The organism is Streptomyces sp. CHD11, assembly GCF_018638295.1.
In the GTDB taxonomy this organism is placed as follows: domain Bacteria; phylum Actinomycetota; class Actinomycetes; order Streptomycetales; family Streptomycetaceae; genus Streptomyces.
Genome location: NZ_JABTTS010000010.1, coordinates 177,734 through 198,670 on the forward strand (window position 1 = coordinate 177,734; position 20,937 = coordinate 198,670).

Annotated in this window: 22 protein-coding genes; 13 read left to right on the forward strand and 9 right to left on the reverse strand. The window is 72.7% G+C overall.

Features of this window, described 5'->3' with window-relative positions:
• The first annotated feature begins 36 nt into the window (after positions 1-36).
• From HTV45_RS13685 to HTV45_RS13695, 3 genes are all read left to right on the forward strand, one after another.
• Positions 37-1,095: a PP2C family protein-serine/threonine phosphatase gene (locus HTV45_RS13685; protein WP_215206009.1), complete on the forward strand. Its 1,059-nt coding sequence runs from the start codon at positions 37-39 to the stop codon at positions 1,093-1,095.
• Between the two features lie 413 nt (positions 1,096-1,508).
• Positions 1,509-2,849 (forward strand): transcriptional regulator, encoded by a 1,341-nt coding sequence (locus HTV45_RS13690; RefSeq protein WP_215206010.1) that lies wholly within the window; start codon positions 1,509-1,511, stop codon positions 2,847-2,849.
• 151 nt (positions 2,850-3,000) lie between these two features.
• Entirely contained in the window at positions 3,001-3,546 is a 546-nt protein-coding gene (locus HTV45_RS13695) for an NUDIX hydrolase (protein ID WP_215206011.1), read from the forward strand.
• A gap of 84 nt (positions 3,547-3,630) precedes the next feature.
• Here the strand turns inward: HTV45_RS13695 and HTV45_RS13700 are convergent, their stop codons facing one another.
• Positions 3,631-4,491, reverse strand: a complete 861-nt coding sequence (locus tag HTV45_RS13700) for a 3-hydroxybutyryl-CoA dehydrogenase (protein ID WP_215206012.1) — start codon at positions 4,489-4,491, stop codon at positions 3,631-3,633.
• Positions 4,492-4,671: 180 nt separating this feature from the next.
• Here HTV45_RS13700 and HTV45_RS13705 point away from each other — a divergent pair, with 180 nt between their 5' ends.
• Entirely contained in the window at positions 4,672-5,928 is a 1,257-nt protein-coding gene (locus tag HTV45_RS13705; RefSeq protein ID WP_215206013.1) for a glycoside hydrolase family 10 protein, read from the forward strand.
• 59 nt (positions 5,929-5,987) lie between these two features.
• Here HTV45_RS13705 and HTV45_RS13710 read toward each other — a convergent pair whose 3' ends face one another.
• Both HTV45_RS13710 and HTV45_RS13715 read right to left on the reverse strand, forming a co-directional pair.
• Entirely contained in the window at positions 5,988-6,182 is a 195-nt protein-coding gene (locus tag HTV45_RS13710; RefSeq protein WP_215206014.1) for a DUF1918 domain-containing protein, read from the reverse strand.
• A gap of 11 nt (positions 6,183-6,193) precedes the next feature.
• Positions 6,194-7,111, reverse strand: coding sequence for a DMT family transporter (locus HTV45_RS13715; RefSeq protein WP_215206015.1), 918 nt, complete (start codon positions 7,109-7,111; stop codon positions 6,194-6,196).
• Between HTV45_RS13715 and HTV45_RS13720 the strand changes: the two genes are divergently transcribed.
• The 3 genes from HTV45_RS13720 to HTV45_RS13730 all read left to right on the forward strand — a co-directional run bounded on the left by HTV45_RS13720 (position 7,110) and on the right by HTV45_RS13730 (position 9,755).
• Positions 7,110-8,546 (forward strand): PLP-dependent aminotransferase family protein, encoded by a 1,437-nt coding sequence (locus HTV45_RS13720; protein WP_215206016.1) that lies wholly within the window; start codon positions 7,110-7,112, stop codon positions 8,544-8,546. The genes HTV45_RS13715 and HTV45_RS13720 overlap by 2 nt on opposite strands.
• Positions 8,547-8,586: 40 nt before the next feature.
• Positions 8,587-9,024 (forward strand): GNAT family N-acetyltransferase, encoded by a 438-nt coding sequence (locus tag HTV45_RS13725; protein WP_215206017.1) that lies wholly within the window; start codon positions 8,587-8,589, stop codon positions 9,022-9,024.
• Positions 9,025-9,161: 137 nt separating this feature from the next.
• Positions 9,162-9,755: a histidine phosphatase family protein gene (locus tag HTV45_RS13730; protein WP_215206018.1), complete on the forward strand. Its 594-nt coding sequence runs from the start codon at positions 9,162-9,164 to the stop codon at positions 9,753-9,755.
• Between the two features lie 227 nt (positions 9,756-9,982).
• On the opposite strand, the gene HTV45_RS13735 is transcribed toward HTV45_RS13730, so the two are convergent.
• Together HTV45_RS13735 and HTV45_RS35210 are read right to left on the reverse strand one after the other, a co-directional pair.
• A complete protein-coding gene (locus HTV45_RS13735) occupies positions 9,983-10,423 on the reverse strand; it encodes a DUF6314 family protein (protein ID WP_215206019.1) in 441 nt (146 codons plus the stop codon).
• On the reverse strand, positions 10,390-10,944 hold the full coding sequence (locus tag HTV45_RS35210; RefSeq protein ID WP_215206191.1) for a zinc-binding dehydrogenase: 555 nt from the start codon (positions 10,942-10,944) through the stop codon (positions 10,390-10,392). Before HTV45_RS35210 ends, HTV45_RS13735 begins: the two co-directional genes overlap by 34 nt.
• Positions 10,945-11,079: 135 nt before the next feature.
• Between HTV45_RS35210 and argC the strand changes: the two genes are divergently transcribed.
• From argC to HTV45_RS13765, 5 genes are all read left to right on the forward strand, one after another.
• Positions 11,080-12,108, forward strand: coding sequence for an N-acetyl-gamma-glutamyl-phosphate reductase (argC, locus tag HTV45_RS13745; RefSeq protein WP_215206020.1), 1,029 nt, complete (start codon positions 11,080-11,082; stop codon positions 12,106-12,108).
• Positions 12,105-13,256 (forward strand): bifunctional glutamate N-acetyltransferase/amino-acid acetyltransferase ArgJ, encoded by a 1,152-nt coding sequence (argJ, locus tag HTV45_RS13750; RefSeq protein WP_215206021.1) that lies wholly within the window; start codon positions 12,105-12,107, stop codon positions 13,254-13,256. The genes argC and argJ overlap by 4 nt, the downstream gene beginning before the upstream one ends.
• A 162-nt stretch (positions 13,257-13,418) precedes the next feature.
• Positions 13,419-14,348 (forward strand): acetylglutamate kinase, encoded by a 930-nt coding sequence (gene argB, locus HTV45_RS13755; RefSeq protein ID WP_215206022.1) that lies wholly within the window; start codon positions 13,419-13,421, stop codon positions 14,346-14,348.
• Positions 14,345-15,550 carry an acetylornithine transaminase gene (locus HTV45_RS13760; RefSeq protein ID WP_215206023.1) on the forward strand — a complete coding sequence of 402 codons (1,206 nt, stop codon included), beginning with the start codon at positions 14,345-14,347 and terminating at the stop codon, positions 15,548-15,550. The genes argB and HTV45_RS13760 overlap by 4 nt, the downstream gene beginning before the upstream one ends.
• Before the next feature lie 7 nt (positions 15,551-15,557).
• Positions 15,558-16,115: an arginine repressor gene (locus HTV45_RS13765; protein ID WP_215206024.1), complete on the forward strand. Its 558-nt coding sequence runs from the start codon at positions 15,558-15,560 to the stop codon at positions 16,113-16,115.
• A gap of 491 nt (positions 16,116-16,606) precedes the next feature.
• Here HTV45_RS13765 and HTV45_RS13770 read toward each other — a convergent pair whose 3' ends face one another.
• On the reverse strand, positions 16,607-16,984 hold the full coding sequence (locus HTV45_RS13770) for a MerR family transcriptional regulator (RefSeq protein WP_215206025.1): 378 nt from the start codon (positions 16,982-16,984) through the stop codon (positions 16,607-16,609).
• 75 nt (positions 16,985-17,059) lie between these two features.
• Between HTV45_RS13770 and HTV45_RS13775 the strand changes: the two genes are divergently transcribed.
• Positions 17,060-17,788 carry an SDR family oxidoreductase gene (locus HTV45_RS13775; RefSeq protein WP_215206026.1) on the forward strand — a complete coding sequence of 243 codons (729 nt, stop codon included), beginning with the start codon at positions 17,060-17,062 and terminating at the stop codon, positions 17,786-17,788.
• 122 nt (positions 17,789-17,910) lie between these two features.
• Here HTV45_RS13775 and HTV45_RS13780 read toward each other — a convergent pair whose 3' ends face one another.
• From HTV45_RS13780 to HTV45_RS13790, 3 genes are read right to left on the reverse strand one after another with little or no spacing between them, the layout of a single operon-like run.
• On the reverse strand, positions 17,911-18,648 hold the full coding sequence (locus tag HTV45_RS13780; protein ID WP_251692078.1) for an FAD:protein FMN transferase: 738 nt from the start codon (positions 18,646-18,648) through the stop codon (positions 17,911-17,913).
• Between the two features lie 55 nt (positions 18,649-18,703).
• Positions 18,704-19,483, reverse strand: coding sequence for an FMN-binding protein (locus HTV45_RS13785; RefSeq protein ID WP_215206027.1), 780 nt, complete (start codon positions 19,481-19,483; stop codon positions 18,704-18,706).
• Positions 19,484-19,535: 52 nt separating this feature from the next.
• Positions 19,536-20,918: a ferric reductase-like transmembrane domain-containing protein gene (locus HTV45_RS13790; protein ID WP_215206028.1), complete on the reverse strand. Its 1,383-nt coding sequence runs from the start codon at positions 20,916-20,918 to the stop codon at positions 19,536-19,538.
• Positions 20,919-20,937 lie beyond the last annotated feature (19 nt).

The window sequence follows — 20,937 nt, forward strand, 5'->3', positions numbered from 1 at the left end:
TCTGAGCTGTCCGGGCCTATATGGGGGGCCATCGGCATGATCCGCTTCAAGCCCTGGGCTGCCCGCTGGGTGCCGCCCCGGCTCCTCTCACGGGCGCTCACTCTGGTGGTGCCCATGGCCTGGGCGGCCGCAGCGGTCGCCTACCGGCTGACCTGCCCGCTCGCCCGGGACGACGCGCTCAGCGCGCGGCTGGTCAGCAGCGCGGTGCTGTGCACGGTCATCACCGGCCTGGTCATGCATGTCCGGCGCACCATGCTGCGCGAGCTGCGGCGGGTGCGCGGGATCGCGGAGGCAGCGCAGAGTGTGCTGTTGCGGCCACCGCCACCGCGGGTCGACGGGCTGGCCGTCGCCGCGGTGCATCTGTCCGCCGACCGGGGCGCCCGGATCGGCGGTGATCTGTATGAGGTGATCGCCACCGAGCACGGTGTGCGGGCCGTCATCGGGGACGTCCGCGGGCACGGGCTCGGTGCCGTACGAACCGTGGCCGCCGTCCTGGGCAGCTTTCGCGAAGCCGCCCATGACGAGGCCCGGCTGGAGGATGTGCTGCGCCGGCTGGAGCGGGCGATGGCCCGGCATCTGCGGGAGCGCGCCCACGCCGGGTCCGACCCGGAGGCCGCCGAGGATTTCGTCACCGTACTGCTGCTGGAGATCCTGCCGGGCGGGGCGGTGCGGGCGCTGAACTGCGGGCATCCCTGGCCGCACCTGCTGGCCGGCGCAGGGGCCGATCCGCTCGCCCGTACCGATCCGCTCCCGCCCCTGGGCCTGTTCCCGCTGCCCTCCGAACTCTCCCCTCTGCCGTGCGGACGTCTGCGGCCCGGCGACGCGCTCGTCCTGCACACGGACGGAGCGGAGGAGGCCCGGGACACCGAGGGCCGGTTCTTCCCGCTGCGCGACGTCCTCACCGAAGCCGCCCATGCGAATCCGCTCACGCCCCAGACGGTGCTCCGCACGGTCCTCACGGCCCTGCTGAGGCACTCGGCCGGCCCACCGAAGGACGACGTGGCGCTGCTCGTCCTCAGGAACGAGCGGCATCCGCGGCACTCCGCTCCCGGACTCCGCCCCTGCGCCCGTGCCACGGCCGACCGGCTGCAGTAACCCCAGGTGACCATCCGGCCGGCATCCGCGACGGTTCGGCCGCGGGCCGGGTGACGGCTGGTTCGGCCCGGCGCGGGGACCGGGCCCCGCAGGGCGACGGGGCCCGGGGGGCGCAGCCCGAGGGTGGGACGGGAAGGGCGGCGAGGGTGATGAAGAACCCCCGCCGGCCGGCGGAGCCGTCCGCCCCGCCACGGAGTGTCGGGCAGGCGGCCGGGCGGACGGCGCGAAGACGGGCCGCCGCACTGTACGAGGGGGAGCCGGCGGCCCGGCCGGCCTCTTTCGAGGCAACTCAGTCAACCGGCCGGAAACTCTCCGCGACAGTGCGCGCACACTGCGGATGCGGGCACTCCGTTCACACCCCGTGTGAACGACCAGCCACTACTCTGTCCGCACCGAGCCACCGGGGGGCCCGAATGCAGCCCAATACTCTGCTCGACGCGATCCTCGACGAGGCCGGGATCTCGCACGCCGGCCTGGCCGCGCACGTCAACCAGGCCGGACGGGCACGCGGTCTGTCCCTGAGGTACGAGCACACCGCCGTCGCCCGGTGGCTGAAGGGCCAGCGGCCCCGGGGACAGGTGCCCGACCTGATCTGCGAGGTCCTCGCCGCCCGGCTGCGCCGCCCGGTCACCCTCGACGACATCGGACTGGGGGTGCCCGGCGAACCGGCCGCCCCGCACACCGGATCACTCTCCGGGTTCGTCGAGCGGGCCACCGCGCTGTGGCGCTCAGACCAGCAGCGCCGCCCGCACATACTGGGCGCCGCCGCCGTCACCGGCACGCCCGCCGTGATGCCCGTGTGGGAGTGGGAGAACCCGCCGGAGGACGTGGACGTCTCCCGCGGCGGCCGGCACCAAGTCACCCCGTCCGATCTCGGCATGCTGCGCGCCGCCCGCACCCACTACGAGCAGATGTACCGCAAGGCGGGCGGAGTGGCGACCCGCGCGCGGATCGTCGGTTTCCTCAACGCCGAGGCCGCCCCGCTGCTGCGCGGCGGCTACACCGACGCCACCGGCCGCCAGCTGCACCGGGCCACCGGTGGCCTGGTCGCGATCGCCGGCATCTGCGCGTACGACTCCGACGCGCACGGTCTCGCCCAGCGCTACTTCCACCAGGCGCTCCGGCTGGCGAAGGCCAGCGGGGACCGGGGTCTGGGCGCCTATGTCATCGCGCTGCTCGTCAACCAGTCGCTGTTCATGCGGGAATACCGGCAGGCCGTCGCCTTCGCCGAGGCCGCCCTGCGCGCCGCCGGCACGCGCATCACCCCGGCCCTCGCCTCCGACCTGTACGCGATGCAGGCCAAGGCGTACGCACACCTGGGCGACGGCACGAGTGCGCTGTCCCGCATCCGCCGGGCCGAGCAGTCGGCCGAGCACATCCGGCGCGGACACGAACCCGACGAGAGCGGTTACGTGCAGCCCGGCCTGGTCAACGTCCAGGTGGCGGAGGCCCTGTTGAGCCTGGGCGAACTCGCCGCGGCGGGGGAGCACGCCGCGGCGGCCGTGGACAATCCCGCGCACGACCGGGGACGGGTGCACCGGCTGGCCATGCTGAGCACCATCGAACTGCGCCAGGGCAACGCCGACAAGGCGGTGGCCATCGCCGTGCAGATGGCCGAACAGGCCCGCGGGATGGAGTCGCAGCGGCTGCGCGACCGACTGCGCGCGGTGCGCGAGCACCTCGTGCGCAGCGGATGCGCCGGCACGGCCGAAGCGGCCGAACTCATCGACAACGCCCTGCGCGTACCGCTCTAGCCGCCCGGCGCCACCGCGGTTCAGGGAGACGGGGCCCGGTGTGCGCCGCCTCCGCGCCGTCCGCTGCCCTGCGGGCGGCCTCCCGTGCGCCTGCTGCCGGGACGGTCGTTGCTGCGATATTGCCACTGACTCGTCGGAAGGTGGCAGAACCATGCAGTGGACGAAACAGAACGAACAAACTGTGTACTCGAACCGCTGGTTCAGCGTCAATCTCGCGGATGTGGAACTCCCGGACGGCCGGCACCTCGACCATTTCCTGATACGGCTGCGGCCCGTCGCCGTGGCCACGGTGGTGAACGACGCCAACGAGGTCCTCCTGCTGTGGCGGCACCGCTTCATCACCGACAGCTGGGGGTGGGAACTCGCGGCCGGGGTGGTCGAGGACGGTGAGGACATCGCCGGAGCCGCCGCGCGGGAACTGGAGGAGGAGACCGGCTGGCGGCCGGGACCGCTGCACCACCTCATGAGCGTGGAGCCGTGCAACGGCCTCACCGACGCCCGGCATCACATCTACTGGGCCGAGGAGGGCGAGTACGTCGGACACCCCGTGGACGACTTCGAGTCGGACCGCCGGGAGTGGGTGCCGCTCAAAGTGATCCCCGACATGGTGGCCCGCGGCGAGGTCCCGGCCGCCAACATGGCGGCGGCCCTGCTCCTGCTGCACCAGCTCAGGCTCGGCCAGGACGGCCGGCCCTGACACCGGGGGTCCGGCACCCGTGTCACCGGGGCGGGTGCCGGACCCCCGGCCCGGACGCCGGAGGCCCGGAACACCGTCCGCCGCTCAGCCGTACGTGTAGAACCCGGACCCGCTCTTGCGGCCCAGCCGGCCCGCGTCGACCATGCGCTGGAGGAGAGGGGGAGCGGCGTACAGCGGCTCCTTGTACTCCTCGTACATCGAGTACGCGACCGAGGCCACCGTGTCAAGACCGATCAGGTCGGACAGTTTCAGCGGGCCCATCGGGTGGGCGCAGCCCATCTCCATGCCGTTGTCGATGTCCTCACGGCTGGCGATGCCCGACTCGAACATCCGGATCGCGGAGAGCAGGTACGGGATCAGCAGTGCGTTCACCACGAATCCCGAGCGGTCCTGGGCGCGGATCGCGTGCTTGCCCAGCACCTTCTCGGTGAAGGCCTGGGCCCGGCTCAGCGTGCCCTCGGAGGTGGTGAGCGCGGGGATCAGCTCGACCAGGTTCTGCACCGGAGCGGGGTTGAAGAAGTGGATGCCGATGACGTGGTCGGGCCGCGAGGTGGTGACCGCCAGCCTCACCAGCGGGATGGAGGAGGTGTTGGAGGCCAGGATCGCGTCCGGCCGGGTCACCACCTGGTCGAGCACCTGGAAGATCTCGGTCTTGACCTGCTCGTTCTCGACCACGGCCTCGATCACGAGATCACGGTCGGTGAACTCGCCGAGGTCGGTGGTGAAGCTCAGCCGTGCCTGGGTGGCCTCCAGCTCCTCCTGGGAGATCTTGCCTCGGCCGGCAGCCTTCGACAGGGAGTTGAACAGCCGGGTACGGCCTATCTCCAGGGCCTCGCCGGTGGTCTCGGCGACCATCACGTCCAGTCCGGCACGGGCGCACACCTCGGCGATCCCCGCGCCCATCTGACCGCAGCCCACCACTCCGACGCGTTCGATGTCGGTCACATCGTTCCCTTCGTTCCCTGCTTGCGGCTCTGGCAGGTTGCCGGGTCCCGGTGCCTGCTCCGTTGGTGCACGTTACTAAGAAGTATCGATGATCGATCGCGGGGGTGGGGCATCCTGGGTGCCGGACGGCCCGGGACGGGCCCGCGACGGGGCGGTACGAGGCCGAATGGGAGGGGTCCGATGAGACCGGTGTCACGCAGGCGCTTCACGGCGGTGGCGCTGGGCGCGCTGGCGACCGTGCCCCGGGCGTCCGCCGCCCCGCGGCAGACACCGGGGGCGTCCGGCGCTCCGGGACGGGGCGGTGCGGCGGACGGCGAGATGCGCGGCATGTGGGTGGCCACCGTGACCAACCGCGACTGGCCCTCCCGGCCGGGTGCGGGCGCCGACCGCCAGCGTGCCGAGCTGACCGCGCTCCTCGACGCGGCCGTGCGCGCCCGGCTCAACACCGTGGTGTTCCAGGTGCGGCCCACGGCCGACGCGCTCTGGCCCTCGCCGTACGAGCCGTGGTCGCAGTACCTCACCGGAACCCAGGGCGCGGACCCCGGCTGGGACCCGCTCGGCACCGCCGTGGAGGAGGCCCACGCCCGGGGTCTGCAGCTGCACGCGTGGTTCAACCCGTACCGCGTGGCCATGCACGCGGACCCCACGCGGCTCACCCCCTCCCATCCGGCGCGCCGCAACCCCGGCTGGGTGGTGACGTACGGCGGGAAGCTCTACTACAACCCGGGGCTGCCCGAGGTCCGGGCCTTCGTGCGGGAGGCGATGCTGGACGCGGTGCGCCGCTATCTCGTCGACGCGGTCCACTTCGACGACTACTTCTATCCGTACCCGGTGGCCGGCCAGACCTTCGACGACGACCGGGCCTACGACACCCACGGCGGCGCCTTCCCGGACCGGGCGGCCTGGCGGCGGGACAACATCGACCGGCTGGTGAGGGAGACGGCCGCCGGGATCAGGGCCGTCCGGCCCGGCACCCGGTTCGGGATCAGCCCGTTCGGGGTGTGGCGCAACGCCGAGGTGGACGAACGGGGCTCCGACACCCGCGCGGGTGTGCAGACGTACGACGACCTGCACGCGGACACCCGCACATGGGCCCGGGAGAACTGGATCGACTACATCTGCCCGCAGCTGTACTGGAACATCGGCTTCGGCCCCGCCGACTACGCGAAACTGCTGCCCTGGTGGGCCGAGGTCGTCCAGGGCACCGGGACCCGGCTGTACGCGGGCGAAGCCCTGTACAAGGCGGGCGACCCGGCGCAGCCCGCGGACTGGCAGGACCCGGCCGAACTCTCCCGCCACCTCACGCTCGCCGAGAAGTACCCGCAGGTGAGCGGGCATGTCTTCTTCGCCGCCCGGGAGGTCGTGGCCGACCCGGCCGGGGCGATGGCGCGGGTGATCGCCGACCACTACCGGCAGCCGGCGAAACCCCCGCGCTGACGCGGTGCCCGGCGGGTCCGCCCGGCCCGGGCGGACGCCGCCCCGGGGGACAGCACCACCTAGTGCTGCGGGGTCCTGTAGCGGATCTCGGTGTCGGGGCCGGGCGAGCACACGCCCTCGTGCCCGTCCTCGAAGCGGACGCGGTAGGGAGGCTTCCCGTCCTCGCCCATCACTTCGACGATCTCACCGACCTTGTCCTGCTGGCCGACCACCCTGCCGTGCTGGACAAGCTGGTCACCCTGGGTTGCGCGCATCCGGCCTCCTCTCAGCCGCGTGCCCGCTGCGTGACGGCGATGCACACCAGCACCGCCGCGGCCGTCAGCGGGGCGGCCACCGTAAGGTGCTCGTTCAGCAGCAGCACCGACCACACCAGTGTGAGCAGCGGCTGGGCGAGCTGCAACTGGCTGGCCCTGGGGATGCCGATGGCCGCCATGCCCCGGTACCAGACGATCAGCCCGAGGAACTGCGAACCCGCCGCGACCCACAGCAGGCCGGTCACGCTGTGCGCGGTCAGCCGTACGGGCTCGGTGCTCAGCGCGACCGCGGCGACGGGCAGGGTGAGCGGCAGGCACAGGACCAGCGCCCAGCCGATCACCTGCCAGCCGGGCATCACCCGGGCCAGCCTGCCGCCCTCGGTGTAACCGGCCGCACACACCAGGAGCGCCGCGAAGAGGTACACGTCGGCGGTGGTCAGCGCGCCGCCGCTCTGCCGCACCGTGAACGCCAGCACCGCGACGGCTCCCGCGAGGGCCGCCAGCCAGAAGGTGCGCGACGGGCGGGAACCGGTCCGCAGGGCGGAGAACAGCGCCGTGGTCAGCGGGAGGAGGCCCACGACGACGGCCGCGTGCGCGGTGGTCGAGGTCTGCAGTGCCAGAGTGGTCAGCATCGGGAAGCCGAGCACCACCCCGGCGCCGACCACGACCAGCCCCGGCCAGTGCCGCCGCTCCGGCGGCACGACGCGCAGGGCGAGGAGACAGCCGCCGGCGATCAGCGCGGCGAGCGCACTGCGTACCGCCACCAGGGACCAGGGCCCGAAGCCCTCGAGGCCCCAGGCGGTGGCCGGAAAGGTGAGGGAGAAGGCGAGGACGCCGAGGGCGGCCTGCAGGGTGCCGAAGCCGCGGCCGTCCCGTCCGGCGGGCACCGCTATCGCGGGTGCGGCGGTAGCGCTACTCTGTGCTCTCATGCATGAGCGTAGCAGTGTGGGTGAACTGGCGGAACGGCTGCGAAGCGAGCTCGACCGCTACTCTCCCGGTGAGAAGCTCCCGTCCAGCCGGGCCCTGGTGGAGCGGTTCCGGGTGAGTCCCGTGACGGTCTCCCGGGCGCTGGCGCTGCTCGCCGCGGAAGGGCTGGTCGTGACCCGCCCCGGCGCAGGGGCCTTCCGTGCCCGGCGCCCCGCCCCGGCCGCCCCCGGCGGAGACACCTCCTGGCAGGAGGTCGCCCTCAGCGCCGACGGTTCCACCGACCTCGTACCGCGCTCGGTGGACGCCTCCGGGGTACTGGTCTCGCTGGCCGCGCCGCCGCCCGGGGTGATCGAGTTCAACGGCGGCTATCTGCATCCCTCCCTGCAGCCGGAGCGGGCCATGGCGGCGGCGCTGTCCCGGGCCGGACGCCGGCCGGGGGCCTGGGGGCGCCCGCCCATGGAGGGGCTGCCGGAGCTGCGCGAGTGGTTCGCGCGGAGCATCGGAGGCCCCGTCACGGCGGCCGGAGTGCTGGTCACCTCGGGCGGCCAGTCCGCACTGACCACCGCGCTGCGCGCCCTCGCCCCGCCGGGCGCGCCCGTGCTCGTCGAGTCACCGACCTACCCCGGCATGCTGGCCATCGCCCGGGCGGCCGGACTGCGGCCGGTACCCGTCCCGGTGGACGCGGACGGTGTACGGCCCGCGCTGCTCGCCGACGCGTTCCGGGCGTCGGGCGCCCGGGTCTTCGTCTGCCAGCCGCTGTTCCAGAATCCCACCGGCGCCGTGCTCGCCCCCGACCGGCGCGGCGAGGTGCTGCGCATCGCCCGCGCGGCGGGCGCGTTCGTCGTCGAGGACGACTTCGTCCGGCGGCTGGTGCACGAGGACGCGGGCCCGCTGCCCCGCCCGCTCGCCGCCGACGACCCCGACGGGGTGGTGGTGCACGTCTGCTCGCTGACCAAGGCCACCTCCCCCAGCTTCCGGGTGAGCGCCCTGGCGGCGCACGGTCCGGTGCTGGAACGGCTGCGGGCCATCCAGATCGTCGACACCTTCTTCGTCCCCCGCCCCCTCCAGGAGGCCACGCTGGAACTCGTCGGCGCGCCCGCCTGGCCGCGCCACCTGCGGGCGGTCTCCGCCGCTCTGCGGGCGCGCCGCGACGCCATGACCGCCGCGCTCCGGCTGCGGCTTCCAGGACTCGCCCTGCCGCATGTCCCGTCCGGCGGCTACCACCTGTGGCTGCGGCTGCCCGAGGACACCCCGGAGGCCGCCCTGACCGCCGCCGCCCTGCGCGCCGGCGTCGCCGTCACCCCCGGCCGCCCCTACTTCAGCGCCGAACCCCCGGCCGGTCACCTCCGCCTGAGTTTCGCGGCGGTGGCCGGCGCCGAGGAGATCGCCGAGGGCGTACGGCGGCTGCGCGCCGCGTGCGACGACGTACCGGGATAACGGATCGACGCCACCCCGTCCGGCCTGCGAACATCCCGCCATGACCGACACCCCGCGCCTGCCCGAGGGCTACGAGATCTCCACCGACCCCGCCAGGATCGACGCGGCCCGGGTGCACCGGTGGCTGTCGACCGACGCGTACTGGGCCCTCGGCCGCTCCCGTGAGAAGCAGGACAGCGCGATCGAGGGCTCGCTCAACTTCGGCGTCCACGACACGCGGTCCGGGGAGCAGGTGGCGTACGCCAGGGTCGTCACCGACCGCGCGACCTTCGCGTGGCTGTGCGACGTGTACGTCGACCCGGCGGTGCGGGGCGAGGGAATCGGCACCGCGCTGGTCGCGCTCGTCAGGGAGGACCTGCGGTCCTGTGGCGTGAAGCGGGTCATGCTGGCCACGCACGACGCGCACGGGGTCTACGCCAAGCTGGGGTTCCGCCCGCTGGAACGCCCCGACCAGTGGATGGCGCTCGCCCTGGGGTGAGAGCGGGAGACCGGGAGAACTCCGCTTCGGGCGACTTGTCCGCCACGTTCTTACCGGCGAGTAAGACCATTGTCACCCGCAGTGACGGTCGGGCGGCACCCCTTGACCTGTCCACTCCGGCGACTGACGATCGCCGCATGGCACTTCGGGTCACGTTCGTCGCCGCCGCGGGGAGCTCCTCGGTGCTCGCCGAACGTTTCGAGGACGACCGGCCGCTGGACCAGGCCGGCTGGAACGAGGTGCAACGGGTCGCGCACGAGCTCCTGCCGCTCGCCGCGGCCGATCTGCGCTACTGCTCCCCGTCCCCGCGCAGCCGGGCCACCGGAGAGGGTCTGGGATACGCGCCGCTGGCGCAGCTCGCCCTGCGCGACTGCGGTATGGGCCGCTGGCGGGGCCTGACCCTGGGCGAGGTGATGGCCCGGGAGCCCGGGGCCGTGGATGCCTGGCTCGCCGACCCGCGGGCCACCCCCCACGGCGGGGAGTCGCTGCTGGACTTCATCGGCCGGGTGGGCGGCTGGCTCGACACCCGGCCGGCCGATGAGGACTGCACGGTCGTCGCCGTGGCCGTGCCCTCGGTGATCCGGGCGGCGCTGGTGTACGTACTCAGGGCGCCGCCCGCCACGTACTGGAGCATCGACGTCCGCTCGCTGTCGACGATCAGCGTGACCGGCCGGGCGGGCCGCTGGAGCCTGCGCCTGGAAGGCGTCACCACCCAGCCCACCCGCGCATAGCCGCTGAGGCGACGGGCGCCGAGCCACCGGGAGCGAGCCGCTCGGTCCTCGTGCGCGTGGCCGGAAGGGGTGGCCGGTGGGGTGTCCGCCGCCAAGGGGTGGCCGGGGGTCCGCCGGCAGGGGCGGGCTGATCGGTCTCTGTGCGGGTGGCGGGGATCTGCCGGTAGGGGGCGGGCCGCTCGGGTTCCGTGTGCGTGGCCGGGGATCCGCCGGCAGGGGCCGGCCGCTCAGGTCGTGCGGGTGTAGCCGGTGGTGAGTTCCAGGTCCTTGGCGGGGCCGCGCACCCGCCAGACCGTCCGCCAGTGGTCGGCGTCGCGCACGGTGAACTCACCCCGGTAGAGATCCGCCGCGCAGGGGTGGTCGGCGGCGTACCGGCCCGCGGTGAGGTCCAGGCGGTGGAACGGGCGGCCGTCCGCGAACCGTACGTCCGCCGTGCCGCCCGGGCCCGGCAGGAAGCGCAGGGTCCGCTCGGCGGGCCGGGTGACACCCCGCCAGGTGAAGTCGCCGGACTCCTCGTGCAGCAGGCCGCCGCACTCCAGCGGGGTGAAAACGACCGCGCCCTCGAACCGCCCCTCGTCCCCGCCGGTCAGGTCCCGCACGGTCCGCTCCGCCCGCCAGCGGCCGTTCAGATAGGTCAGCACCTCGGGAACCGGCCAGAACCTGTCCATCGCGTCCCGCTCCCCCGTGCTCCCGCCCTCGCACGCCTCATTGACGTGCTCCTGCCTCCCCCTATTGTGCCGGGCCCGGGGGACCACCCCTGCCCCGACGCGGACGCCGTGAACACAGAGACGGACACCCCGGTCACCCGGTGATCTCCACCTTCCGCGGCGCCTACATGTGGACGAGGATCTTGACCTCCTCGTCCTTGTGGTCGACGAGCCGTCGCATCCCCTCCTTCGCGAGGTCCTCGACGGCGATCTTCCGGGTGATGAAGGGGGCGAGGTCGATGCGGCCCCTCCCGCACCATGCGGATCGCCCCGGGGTGGTCGCCGGCGTACGCCATGGTGCCCTGGATCCTGACCTCCTTGCGCAGGACGGACATCATGTCCAGGGTGGGGGCCTTCCCGTACAGGGCGAGGACCTGGAGCGTTCCGCCCGGCTTCAGCGCGCCCAGGAGAGTGTCGAAGACCGGCTGGACGCCCGCGCACTCGAATGCGACATCTGCGCCCTTGCCGCCGGTGATCTCCAGGGGTGTCGGCCCTTCGCGGCGGTCTCACGCCTGGCCGGCGGAGGCCGCACGCGAGGTGCGGAAGGGGTGTGCTCTCCGACTCGTTGCATAAACGTGCAGGGAGACGTATAGTCATGCCGTCTAGGAGGAGGTTCCATGACGGTACGAGTGGCAGTGGCCGGAGCGAGCGGGTACGCGGGCGGGGAGGCGCTGCGCCTGCTGCTGGCCCACCCCGGGGTCGAGATCGGCGCCCTGACGGGCAACTCCAACGCCGGACAGCGGCTCGGTGCCCTGCAGCCGCATCTGCTGCCGCTCGCCGGCCGGGTCCTCGCGGAGACGACCGCCGAGGTGCTCGCCGGGCACGACGTCGTGTTCCTCGCACTGCCCCACGGTCAGTCCGCCGCCGTCGCCGAGCAGCTCGGCGAGGACGTGCTCGTGATCGACATGGGTGCCGACTTCCGGCTGAAGGACGCAGCCGACTGGGAGCGGTTCTACGGCTCCCCGCACGCCGGCACCTGGCCGTACGGCCTGCCCGAACTGCCGGGTGCGCGCGCCGCGCTGGAGGGGTCCAAGCGCGTCGCGGTGCCCGGTTGCTACCCCACCGCCGTCTCCCTGGCCCTCTTCCCGGCGTACGCCGCCGCCCTCGCCGAGCCCGAAGCGGTGATCGTCGCCGCCTCCGGGACCTCCGGCGCCGGGAAGGCGCTCAAGCCCCACCTGCTGGGCTCCGAGGTGATGGGCTCGATGTCGCCGTACGGCGTGGGCGGCGGACACCGGCACACCCCCGAGATGATCCAGAACCTCGGCGCGGCGGCCGGCGAACGGGTCTCCGTCTCCTTCACGCCGACCCTCGCTCCGATGCCCCGCGGCATCCTCGCCACCTGCACCGCGAAGGCGAAACCGGGCGTCACCGCCGAGTCCGTGCGCGCCGCCTACGAGAAGGCCTTCGCCGACGAGCCGTTCGTCCACCTCCTCCCCGAGGGGCAGTGGCCGGCGACCGCGGCCGTCCACGGCTCCAACGCGGTGGCGGTACAGGTCGCGTACGACGAGGCAGCGGGGCGGATCATCGCGATCAGCGCCATCGACAACCTGACCAAGGGCACCGCCGGCGGTGCCGTCCAGAGCATGAACATCGCCCTGGGTCTCGACGAGACCACCGGGCTGACGACGATCGGAGTGGCGCCGTGAGTGTGACGGCAGCACAGGGATTCACGGCGGCGGGCATCGCCGCCGGGATCAAGGAGAACGGCAACCCCGACCTGGCCCTCGTGGTCAACAACGGCCCCCGCGCGGCCGCCGCCGGCGTCTTCACCTCCAACCGTGTCAAGGCCGCGCCGGTGCTCTGGTCCGAGCAGGTGCTCAAGAGCGGTGAGCTGTCCGCGGTCGTCCTCAACTCCGGTGGCGCCAACGCCTGTACCGGGCCGAAGGGCTTCCAGGACACGCACGCGACCGCGGAGAAGGCCGCCGAGGTGCTGGGGACGGGAGCCGGCCAGGTCGCCGTGTGCTCCACCGGTCTCATCGGCGTTCCGCTCCCCATGGACAAGCTGCTCCCCGGCGTCGGGACGGCCGCGGCCCAGCTGTCCGAGCACGGCGGTGAGAAGGCCGCCATCGCGATCAAGACCACCGACTCCGTCCACAAGACGTCCGTCGTGACCAGGGAAGGCTGGACCGTCGGCGGAATGGCCAAGGGCGCGGGCATGCTCGCCCCCGGCCTCGCCACCATGCTCGTCGTCCTCACCACCGACGCCGACCTCGGGTCCGACGTGCTCGACAAGGCCCTGCGCGACGCCACCCGGGTCACCTTCGACCGCGTCGACTCCGACGGCTGCATGTCCACCAACGACACCGTGCTGCTGCTCGCGTCCGGAGCGTCGGGCGTCACCCCGCCGTACGAGGAGTTCGCCGAGGCCGTACGGGCCGTCTGTGACGACCTCGGTCAGCAGCTCGTCCGGGACGCCGAGGGGGCGGGCAAGGACATCAAGGTGGAGGTGGTGGGCGCGGCCACCGAGGACGACGCCGTCGAGGTGGGCCGCTCCATCGCCCGCAACAACCTCCTCAAGTGCGCCATCCATGGCGAGGACCCCAACTGGGGCCGGGTGCTCTCCGCCATCGGCACCACGAAGGCCGCCTTCGAACCCGACGAGCTCAACGTCGCCATCAACGGCGTCTGGGTCTGCAGGAACGGCGCCGTCGGCGAGGACCGCGACCAGGTCGACATGCGCTACCGCGAGGTCCACATCGTGGCGGATCTCGCGGCAGGCAATGAGTCTGCGACGATCTGGACCAACGACCTGACGGCCGACTACGTCCACGAGAACAGCGCGTACTCCTCTTGACGTGCCCGCTTGGCTGTCGCGGGGCCTCGTCGTCGCCGACGAGAGTTCCTGGTTCACCGGTGACCGCTCGCCCCGGATGAGTCCGGAACGAGTCCTACGTCCCCTCCACAGGCCAGCACCGCCCGCCAGGCGGCTGATTCGAGACCTTCCCGAAAGTCGGCTATGACGGTCAATCACCCAGAAGAGCGAAAGTCCCCGACCCGCAAACACACCGCGCTGCCCAAGGCGCAGATCCTCGTCGAGGCGCTGCCCTGGCTGACCCGGCACCACGGCAAGACCGTTGTCATCAAGTTCGGCGGCAACGCCATGGTCGACGAGGACCTGAAGGCAGCCTTCGCCCAGGACGTCGTCTTCCTGCGCCATGCCGGCCTCAAACCGGTCGTCGTGCACGGCGGCGGCCCGCAGATCAGCCGGGCGCTCGACCGGCACGGCATCGTCAGCGAGTTCAAGGCCGGCCTGCGCGTCACCACCGAGGACGCCATGGACGTCGTACGCATGGTGCTCGCCGGACAGGTGCAGCGGGAGCTGGTCGGGCTGCTCAACCGGCACGGACCGCTCGCCGTCGGCCTCACCGGCGAGGACGCGCACACCCTCACCGCCACCAAGCACCAGCCCGAGATCGACGGCGAGCTGGTCGACATCGGGCGGGTCGGCCAGATCACCGACATCGACACCGGCGCGATCGAGGCACTGCTCGCCGACGGCCGTATCCCGGTCGTCTCGTCGATCGCCCGCAGCCAGGACGACCACCATGTCTACAACGTCAATGCTGATACGGCGGCTGCGGCACTCGCTGCTGCACTGGGCGCCGAAACCCTCATGGTCCTCACGGACGTCGAGGGACTCTACGAGGACTGGCCCGACAGCGACGAGGTGATCAGCCGCCTCACCGCCTCCCAGCTCGAGAAACTCCTGCCGGAGCTGTCCTCCGGCATGGTGCCGAAGATGGAGGGCTGCCTGCACGCCGTACGGGGCGGCGTGAACACCGCCCGTGTCATCGACGGCCGGGTCCAGCACTCGATCCTGCTGGAGATCTTCACGGACGAGGGCATCGGCACCATGGTCGTGCCCGACGAACAGGGGGAGTCGTGAGCAACGAAGAGCTGAGCCTGCGGTGGCAGGGCGCGCTCATGAACAACTACGGCACCCCGCGGCTGCCGCTGGTGCGCGGCGAGGGCGCGCGGGTCTGGGACGCCGACGGCAGGGAGTACGCCGACTTCGTGGGCGGCATCGCGGTCAACGCGCTCGGACACGCCCACCCGGCGGTCGTCGAGGCCGTCAGCCGGCAGATCGCCTCCCTCGGCCACGTCTCCAACCTGTTCGTCGCCGAACCGCCCGTCGCGCTCGCCGAACGGCTCCTCCAGCTCTTCGGCCGCCAGGGCCGGGTCTACTTCTGCAACTCGGGCGCGGAGGCCAACGAGGCCGCCTTCAAGATCGGCCGGCTGACCGGGCGGACCCACATGGTCGCCACCGACGGCGGGTTCCACGGCCGCACCATGGGCGCCCTCGCGCTCACCGGCCAGCCCGGCAAGCGGGAGCCGTTCCTGCCGCTGCCCGGCGACGTCACGCACGTCCCGTACGGGGACCCGCAGGCGCTGGCCGCGGCGGTCACCGAGAACACGGCACTCGTGATCATCGAACCGGTCCAGGGCGAGAACGGTGTCGTGGTGCCCCCGCCCGGCTATCTGAAGGCGGCCCGCGCCATCACGGCGGCCACCGGCGCGCTGCTGGTCCTGGACGAGGTGCAGACCGGAGTCGGCCGGACCGGTAACTGGTTCGAGTACCAGGCGCACGAGGGCGTGCTCCCGGACGTCGTCACGCTGGCCAAGGGACTCGGCGGCGGGCTGCCGCTGGGGGCGACGGTCGCCTTCGGGCGGGCCGCGGACCTGCTGACACCCGGCCACCACGGTACGACCTTCGGCGGCAACCCGGTCGCCTGCGCCGCCGGACTCGCCGTTCTCGACACCATCGAGAACGAGGGCCTGCTGGAGAACGTGAAGCGGCAGGGCGAGAATCTGCGCGACGGGATCGGGTCGTTGGGCCACGCCCTGATCGACCATGTCCGGGGCGCGGGACTGCTCCTCGGTATCGTGCTCACCGAGCCGCTCGCGCCCCAGGTGCAACAGGCGGCTCAGGACGCCGGATTCCTCGTGAACGCGCCGGCCCCCGATGTCGTACGGCTCATGCCGCCGCTGACCCTCGGGGACGACGCGGTGGACGCCCTCCTCGGGGCGCTGCCCGGCATCCTGGACGTGGCCGGCGGCGTGGGCGGGGAAGGGCGATCCGGAGAATGAGACGACGATGAGCCAGGAGCAGGAGCAGCGGGAGCAGCAGGAGACCGGCCAGCACGCCGGATCTGCCGTGCCGCAGACGCGCACCGCACGTCACCGCCGGATCGTGGACATCCTCAACCGGCAGCCGGTGCGGTCACAGAGCCAGCTGGCGAAGCTGCTCGCCGACGACGGGCTGAGCGTCACCCAGGCGACGCTGTCGCGGGATCTGGACGAGCTCAACGCGGTGAAGATCCGCAACAGCGACGGCGACCTGATCTACGCGGTGCCGAGCGAGGGGGGATTCCGCACGCCCCGTGCGCCGCTGGGCGGTTCCGCCAAGGAGGAGCGGATGCGGCGGCTCTCGCAGGAGCTGCTGATCTCCGCGGAGGCGTCCGCGAACCTCGTGGTCGTGCGTACTCCGCCGGGCGCGGCGCAGTTCCTCGCCTCGGCGATCGACCAGGCGGAACTGCACGACATCCTCGGCACGATCGCCGGCGACGACACGCTGATGCTGATCAGCAGGGAGCCGGCGGGAGGGCAGGCCCTGGCCGACCACTTGCTGCGCCTGGCACAGAACGGCCACTGAGCGCTCCGCGGGGGCCGGGAGCGGGGGCGCGGGCCCCGGGGGATGCGAGTCGGCCGCGGGCCGTCCGCCCGTTCGCGCGGTGTCCCGCGCTCCTGGCGTGGTCTTCACCGGCCTGGGTCTGTCGCGTCCGCCGCTCGCCCCGAGGGTCTCCGGGCGTTCGGGGGTCTCACCGGGGTCGCGGCGGGGTGCCGGACGTTCGTACCCGGTGCCGGGAGGCTTGGCCCCGGGCCCGAAAGAGCGGACCGGGCAGGCGAGTCGGGCGCGGACAGGTGCCCGAGCCTTCGCGGAAGCCGGGACCGGCGGTCCGACGACTCGTGAGGCGGCGGTCCCGTACCGCCGCGACCCCGGTCGGGACCGGATCCCCCGGCCGGCGAGGAGGAGCACAGCACCCCGCACCGCCAGGTCCGTGCCCGCGCCGGGCATGCGCCGGATGAGGACCCCCTCCGGTAGAACCTCCGCGGACCCTCGGTGCGACGGCCGGCCGGCCATGGCTACGGGTGCGTGTCCGTGACCGAGATGACCTCGTCGAGGCGGTCCAGGGCGGCTTGCAGGTCATCGACCTTGGCCTGGATGCGGTCGCGCTCGGCGTGCAGCATGGCCCGCTGCTCGGCGTCGGTGTGCCCGGAGTCCCAGCACGGAAGGAGTTCCGCGATCCTCCGGCTGGTCAGACCGGCGGCGTACATCTGCTGGAAGAAGCGTACCCGGGTGACCGTGTCCTGCCGGTAGAGGCGCTGGCCGGACGGACTGCGCTCCGCGCTGAGCAGCCCCTGTTGCTCGTAGTAGCGCACGGCGCGCACCGAGACGCCGGCGCCCCGTGCCACCTCGCCGATGCGGACCAGCCGCTCGGGCGCTGCGTCCGTGACGGTCATGGTGACTCCCCTCACTCCGGCTCCGACGACCAGCACTTGCCTCTGACGTCAACGTCAGGTTCTAGCGTACCGGTCATGGACATCAACAACTCAGTTGCCCTGGTCACCGGAGCCAACCGCGGCCTCGGCCGCGCCTTCGCCCAGCGCCTGCTCGAACGGGGCGCCCGCAAGGTCTACGCGACGGCTCGCCGGCCGGAGACCGTGAACCTGCCCGGGGTCGAGGTGCTGCCCCTCGACATCGTCGGTCCGGCGTCGGTGAGGGCGGCCGCCGAGGCGGCCCCGGACGTCTCGCTGCTCGTCAACAACGCGGGAATCCAGACGGGAACCGACCTGGTGACCGGTTCGCTGGACGCGGTGCGGCACGAGCTGGAGACCAATGTGTTCGGCCACCTGGACATGATCCGGGAGTTCGCGCCGGCGCTCGCCAGGAACGGCGGGGGCGCGGTCGTGAACGTTCTCTCCGCCATGTCGTGGTTCGGGGTGAGGGGAGCCGGCGCCTACCACCTGACCAAGGCCGCCGCGTGGGCCATGACCAACGGCGTCCGACTGGAGCTCGCCGAGCAGGGCACGCTCGTGACGGCGGTGCACCTCGGCCTGGCCGACACCGACATGTCCGCGGGCTGGCCCGTGGACAAGATCGCCCCCTCGGACCTGGCCGACGCGGCGCTCGACGGTGTCGAGGCGGGCTCCGCCGAGGTCCTCGCCGACCAGTGGAGCCGGGACGTCAAGTCCCGGCTACCGCTGACGCCCGAAGAGTTCAACGCCGCGATGGACCGCGCCCTGGCGGCACTGACGGCGGCCTGAGCGGGCCCTCGGACCGGGCCCGGACCGAGCCGGCTTTCGGGTGGCAGGCCTGGGGACCGGTCGACCGACCGGTCCCCAGGCCTGCCGGGTACCGCCTGCCTCAGCCGTCGCTCAGCCGTCGCTCAGCCGAGCCGGGCCGCCAGCCCAGCGGTGCACCGCACCTCGTCCCCCGCGGTGATCAGCAGCCCTTCGACCCCCGGCAGGGACTCCAGCCAGGCGAGCCCCTGCCGGGACCCCATCGCGAACGCCGCCGTCGCCCAGCAGTCCGCCCACGTCAGCCGGGGAGCGACCACCGTCACCGCGAGCAGGTCGGTCACCGCCGAGCGCCCCGTACGGGGGTCGACGATGTGATCCCCCCGCTCGGTGGTACCGGATGTCGCCACCGCCAGTTCGTCCGCACCGGTCGCGGAGACGACCGCGGCGAGACCACCGGGCCGCAACGGATCCGACACCCCCACCCGCCAGGGCCGCCCCGTCCCCGGCGCCCCCAGCAACTGCACGTCCCCGCCCCCGTTGACGTTCACCCCCGACGCCCCCGCGGCAGCGAGCCGCCGTGCCGCCCGCTCGGTGGCCCAGCCCTTGACGATCCCGGTCGGGTCGAGCCGGCCCCGGTAGCGAGGGCTGAACCAGCCCTCGCTCACCCGCTCCGCCTCGGCCGCCAGCTCCAGCACTTCCGCCACCTCGGGATCGCACTCTTCGACGCGCAGCTCACCGCGGGCCAGCCGGGAGACCTGGCTGTCGTCGCGGTACGTGCTGAACACCTCGTCGACCCGGCGAAGCCCCGCGACCGCCTCCTCGACCGCCGCGCGCACCTCGTCGGGTCGCCCGCCGCGGACGTCGAGGGAGAAGACGGTCCCCATCGTCTCCTCCACATGACGCACCGCGGCGGGAGCCTCGGCCGGATCGGCCACCGTGTCAGCCACCGGCCTTGTCCAGCGCCGACTGGAGCGACTGCTTGTACCCCGCACTCGTGTAGGTGGCCCCCGACACCGAGTCGATCTCGGCGCTGCCTGCCTCCACGGCCGCCTGGTTGAGTTTCGGTACGGAGTCGGAGGTGACCTGGTCGCTCTGCCCGCCCTTGGGGGCCTGCACCGCCTCCGCCTGGGTGACCTTCCCGCCGCTGACGGTGATCCTCACCTGCACCGGTCCGTACTGCGTCTGGGCCGCGTCCCCGGTGACGGTCCGCGCCTGCGCCTCACCGGCGTCCCCGCCGCCCGCGCCGGAGGAGGAGTCCGGGGGCCCGGCCGCCGCCCGTGCCTTGTCCAGCGCCGACTGGAGCGACTTCTTGTACCCGGCACTCGTGAACGTCGCGCCCGACACCGCGTCGATCTCCGCGCTCTGCGTCTCCACGGCCGCCTGGTTGAGTTTGGGTACCGAGTTGGAGGTGACCTGGTCGCTCTGCCCGCCCTTGGGGGCCTGCACCGCCTCCGCCTTGGTGATCTTCCCGCCGCTCACCGTCAGCCGGACCTGCACCGCGCCGTACTCGGTGCTCGACGCGTCCCCGGTGACCGTGCCGTCGCCGATGGGCTGGGAGCCGCCCTGCGGGGACTGGGCCGCCGCGGGTGGGACAGCGCCGCCCGCCGCCTCGGCCGCGCCCGGATCGGACGCCGGCTTGAGCGACAGCAGCAGCACGATCCCGGACACGGTGGCGGCGGTCGCCAGCACGGCGCGCCGGACGGGGTGACTCTTCCTCATCGCTTCTCAAGCTCCTGATGGGTGTGGATGGCCCGGACGGACGGCCCGTCGCTCACATCTCGAACGACTCGTGGTGGATACGGCGGGCGGGGACCCCGGCGCCGCGCAGTGCGTCGTACACCGACTGTGCGAACCCGGGCGGCCCGCACATGAAGACGTCATGGCGGTCGACGTCCGGGATCTTCCGCTGCAGGCTCTCCGCCGAGATGTCCGGGCGTTCCCCGTCGGGGCTGTTCACCGCGTACATCAGGCGGGCGCCCCGCTCGTCGGCGATCTTGGCCAGCTCGCCCCAGAGCGCCAGGTCCTGCGTGCTGTTGGCCCGGTAGAGCAGGGTGATGTCACCGGCGGCGCCGGGCAGGGTCTCGAACAGCGCGCGCATCGGCGTGATCCCCACCCCGCCCGCGACCAGCAGCACCTTGCCGCGGCTGCGGCGCTGCGCGGTCAGTGCCCCGTAGGGACCCTCCGCCCACACCTTCGTCCCGGGCTTGAGTTCCCGCAGCCGGGAGGTGTGGTCGCCGATCGCCTTGACCGTGATCCGCAGCATGTCGGGACGGGGCGCCGCGGACAGCGAGTACGGGTGGGAGCTGAACCGCATTCCGGGTGCCAGGAAGCGCCAGCGGAAGAACTGCCCGGCCTCCGCTCCCATCCGGTGCAGCCTGCGCCCGCCGATCAGCACGGACACGATGCCCGGCGTCTCCTCGATGACCGCCTCGACGCGCATCCGGTGCCGCAGGTTCAGCCGCACCGGGGTGATGATCCGGTACCACAGGACCAGCGCGGTCACCACGCCGTACAGCCCGTACCAGAAGGTCTTGGCGGCCGGCTGGACGGCGAACTCGTTGCCGGTGGTGATCTGGTGCCAGAAGGTCAGGAACACCGCCGCGTACGTCAGCAGGTGCACGTGGTACCAGCCGTCGTACGGAATCCGGCGCCGGACGGGGCCGATGGAGAGGAAGGCGATCAGGAACAGCAGACCGGTGCCGATGGCGGCCTTGCCCATGTCCGGCAGCGTGTTGATGGAGGTGGTCGTCTGCTGCACGATGTCGCCGAGGCTCCTGCCCGCCTGACGGGCGTAACCCCACATGATCAGGAAGACGTGTGCGATGACCAGGCTGACGGTGTAGCGGCCGCTCATCGCGTGCCAGCGGGCGACCCGGTCCGAACCCACCCGGCGCTCCAGTGCGGGTACCCGTGCCATCTGGAGCACCACCAGGGCCATCAGGTACCCGCCGAGCAGACCGGTGATCCGGCCGGCGGCGATGATCTTCCCGGTGGTGTCCGCGATGGACGGTGTGTTGGTCCACCACAACCACAGGACGGCCACCGCGCCCGCGCCCACGGCGAGCAGCAGGGGCACGGCGGGGGAGCGGCGCGGACGGATGCGGCGCATCGTCTGGCGGCGGGCGGCACGGCCGCCGGCGAGCGTGGTGGTCACGGTTCCTCCGTGGGACTTG

Bases quoted from the DNA above. Each gene is read 5' to 3' on its own strand.
- HTV45_RS13685 (WP_215206009.1), top strand. From the start codon at position 37: ATGATCCGCTTCAAGCCCTGGGCTGCCCGCTGGGTGCCGCCCCGGCTC.
- HTV45_RS13690 (WP_215206010.1), top strand. From the start codon at position 1,509: ATGCAGCCCAATACTCTGCTCGACGCGATCCTCGACGAGGCCGGGATC.
- HTV45_RS13695 (WP_215206011.1), top strand. From the start codon at position 3,001: ATGCAGTGGACGAAACAGAACGAACAAACTGTGTACTCGAACCGCTGG.
- HTV45_RS13705 (WP_215206013.1), top strand. From the start codon at position 4,672: ATGAGACCGGTGTCACGCAGGCGCTTCACGGCGGTGGCGCTGGGCGCG.
- HTV45_RS13710 (WP_215206014.1), bottom strand. From the start codon at position 6,182: ATGCGCGCAACCCAGGGTGACCAGCTTGTCCAGCACGGCAGGGTGGTC.
- HTV45_RS13720 (WP_215206016.1), top strand. From the start codon at position 7,110: ATGCATGAGCGTAGCAGTGTGGGTGAACTGGCGGAACGGCTGCGAAGC.
- HTV45_RS13715 (WP_215206015.1), bottom strand. From the start codon at position 7,111: ATGAGAGCACAGAGTAGCGCTACCGCCGCACCCGCGATAGCGGTGCCC.
- HTV45_RS13725 (WP_215206017.1), top strand. From the start codon at position 8,587: ATGACCGACACCCCGCGCCTGCCCGAGGGCTACGAGATCTCCACCGAC.
- HTV45_RS13730 (WP_215206018.1), top strand. From the start codon at position 9,162: ATGGCACTTCGGGTCACGTTCGTCGCCGCCGCGGGGAGCTCCTCGGTG.
- HTV45_RS13735 (WP_215206019.1), bottom strand. From the start codon at position 10,423: ATGGACAGGTTCTGGCCGGTTCCCGAGGTGCTGACCTATCTGAACGGC.
- argC (WP_215206020.1), top strand. From the start codon at position 11,080: ATGACGGTACGAGTGGCAGTGGCCGGAGCGAGCGGGTACGCGGGCGGG.
- argB (WP_215206022.1), top strand. From the start codon at position 13,419: ATGACGGTCAATCACCCAGAAGAGCGAAAGTCCCCGACCCGCAAACAC.
- HTV45_RS13765 (WP_215206024.1), top strand. From the start codon at position 15,558: ATGAGCCAGGAGCAGGAGCAGCGGGAGCAGCAGGAGACCGGCCAGCAC.
- HTV45_RS13770 (WP_215206025.1), bottom strand. From the start codon at position 16,984: ATGACCGTCACGGACGCAGCGCCCGAGCGGCTGGTCCGCATCGGCGAG.
- HTV45_RS13775 (WP_215206026.1), top strand. From the start codon at position 17,060: ATGGACATCAACAACTCAGTTGCCCTGGTCACCGGAGCCAACCGCGGC.
- HTV45_RS13780 (WP_251692078.1), bottom strand. From the start codon at position 18,648: ATGGGGACCGTCTTCTCCCTCGACGTCCGCGGCGGGCGACCCGACGAG.
- HTV45_RS13785 (WP_215206027.1), bottom strand. From the start codon at position 19,483: ATGAGGAAGAGTCACCCCGTCCGGCGCGCCGTGCTGGCGACCGCCGCC.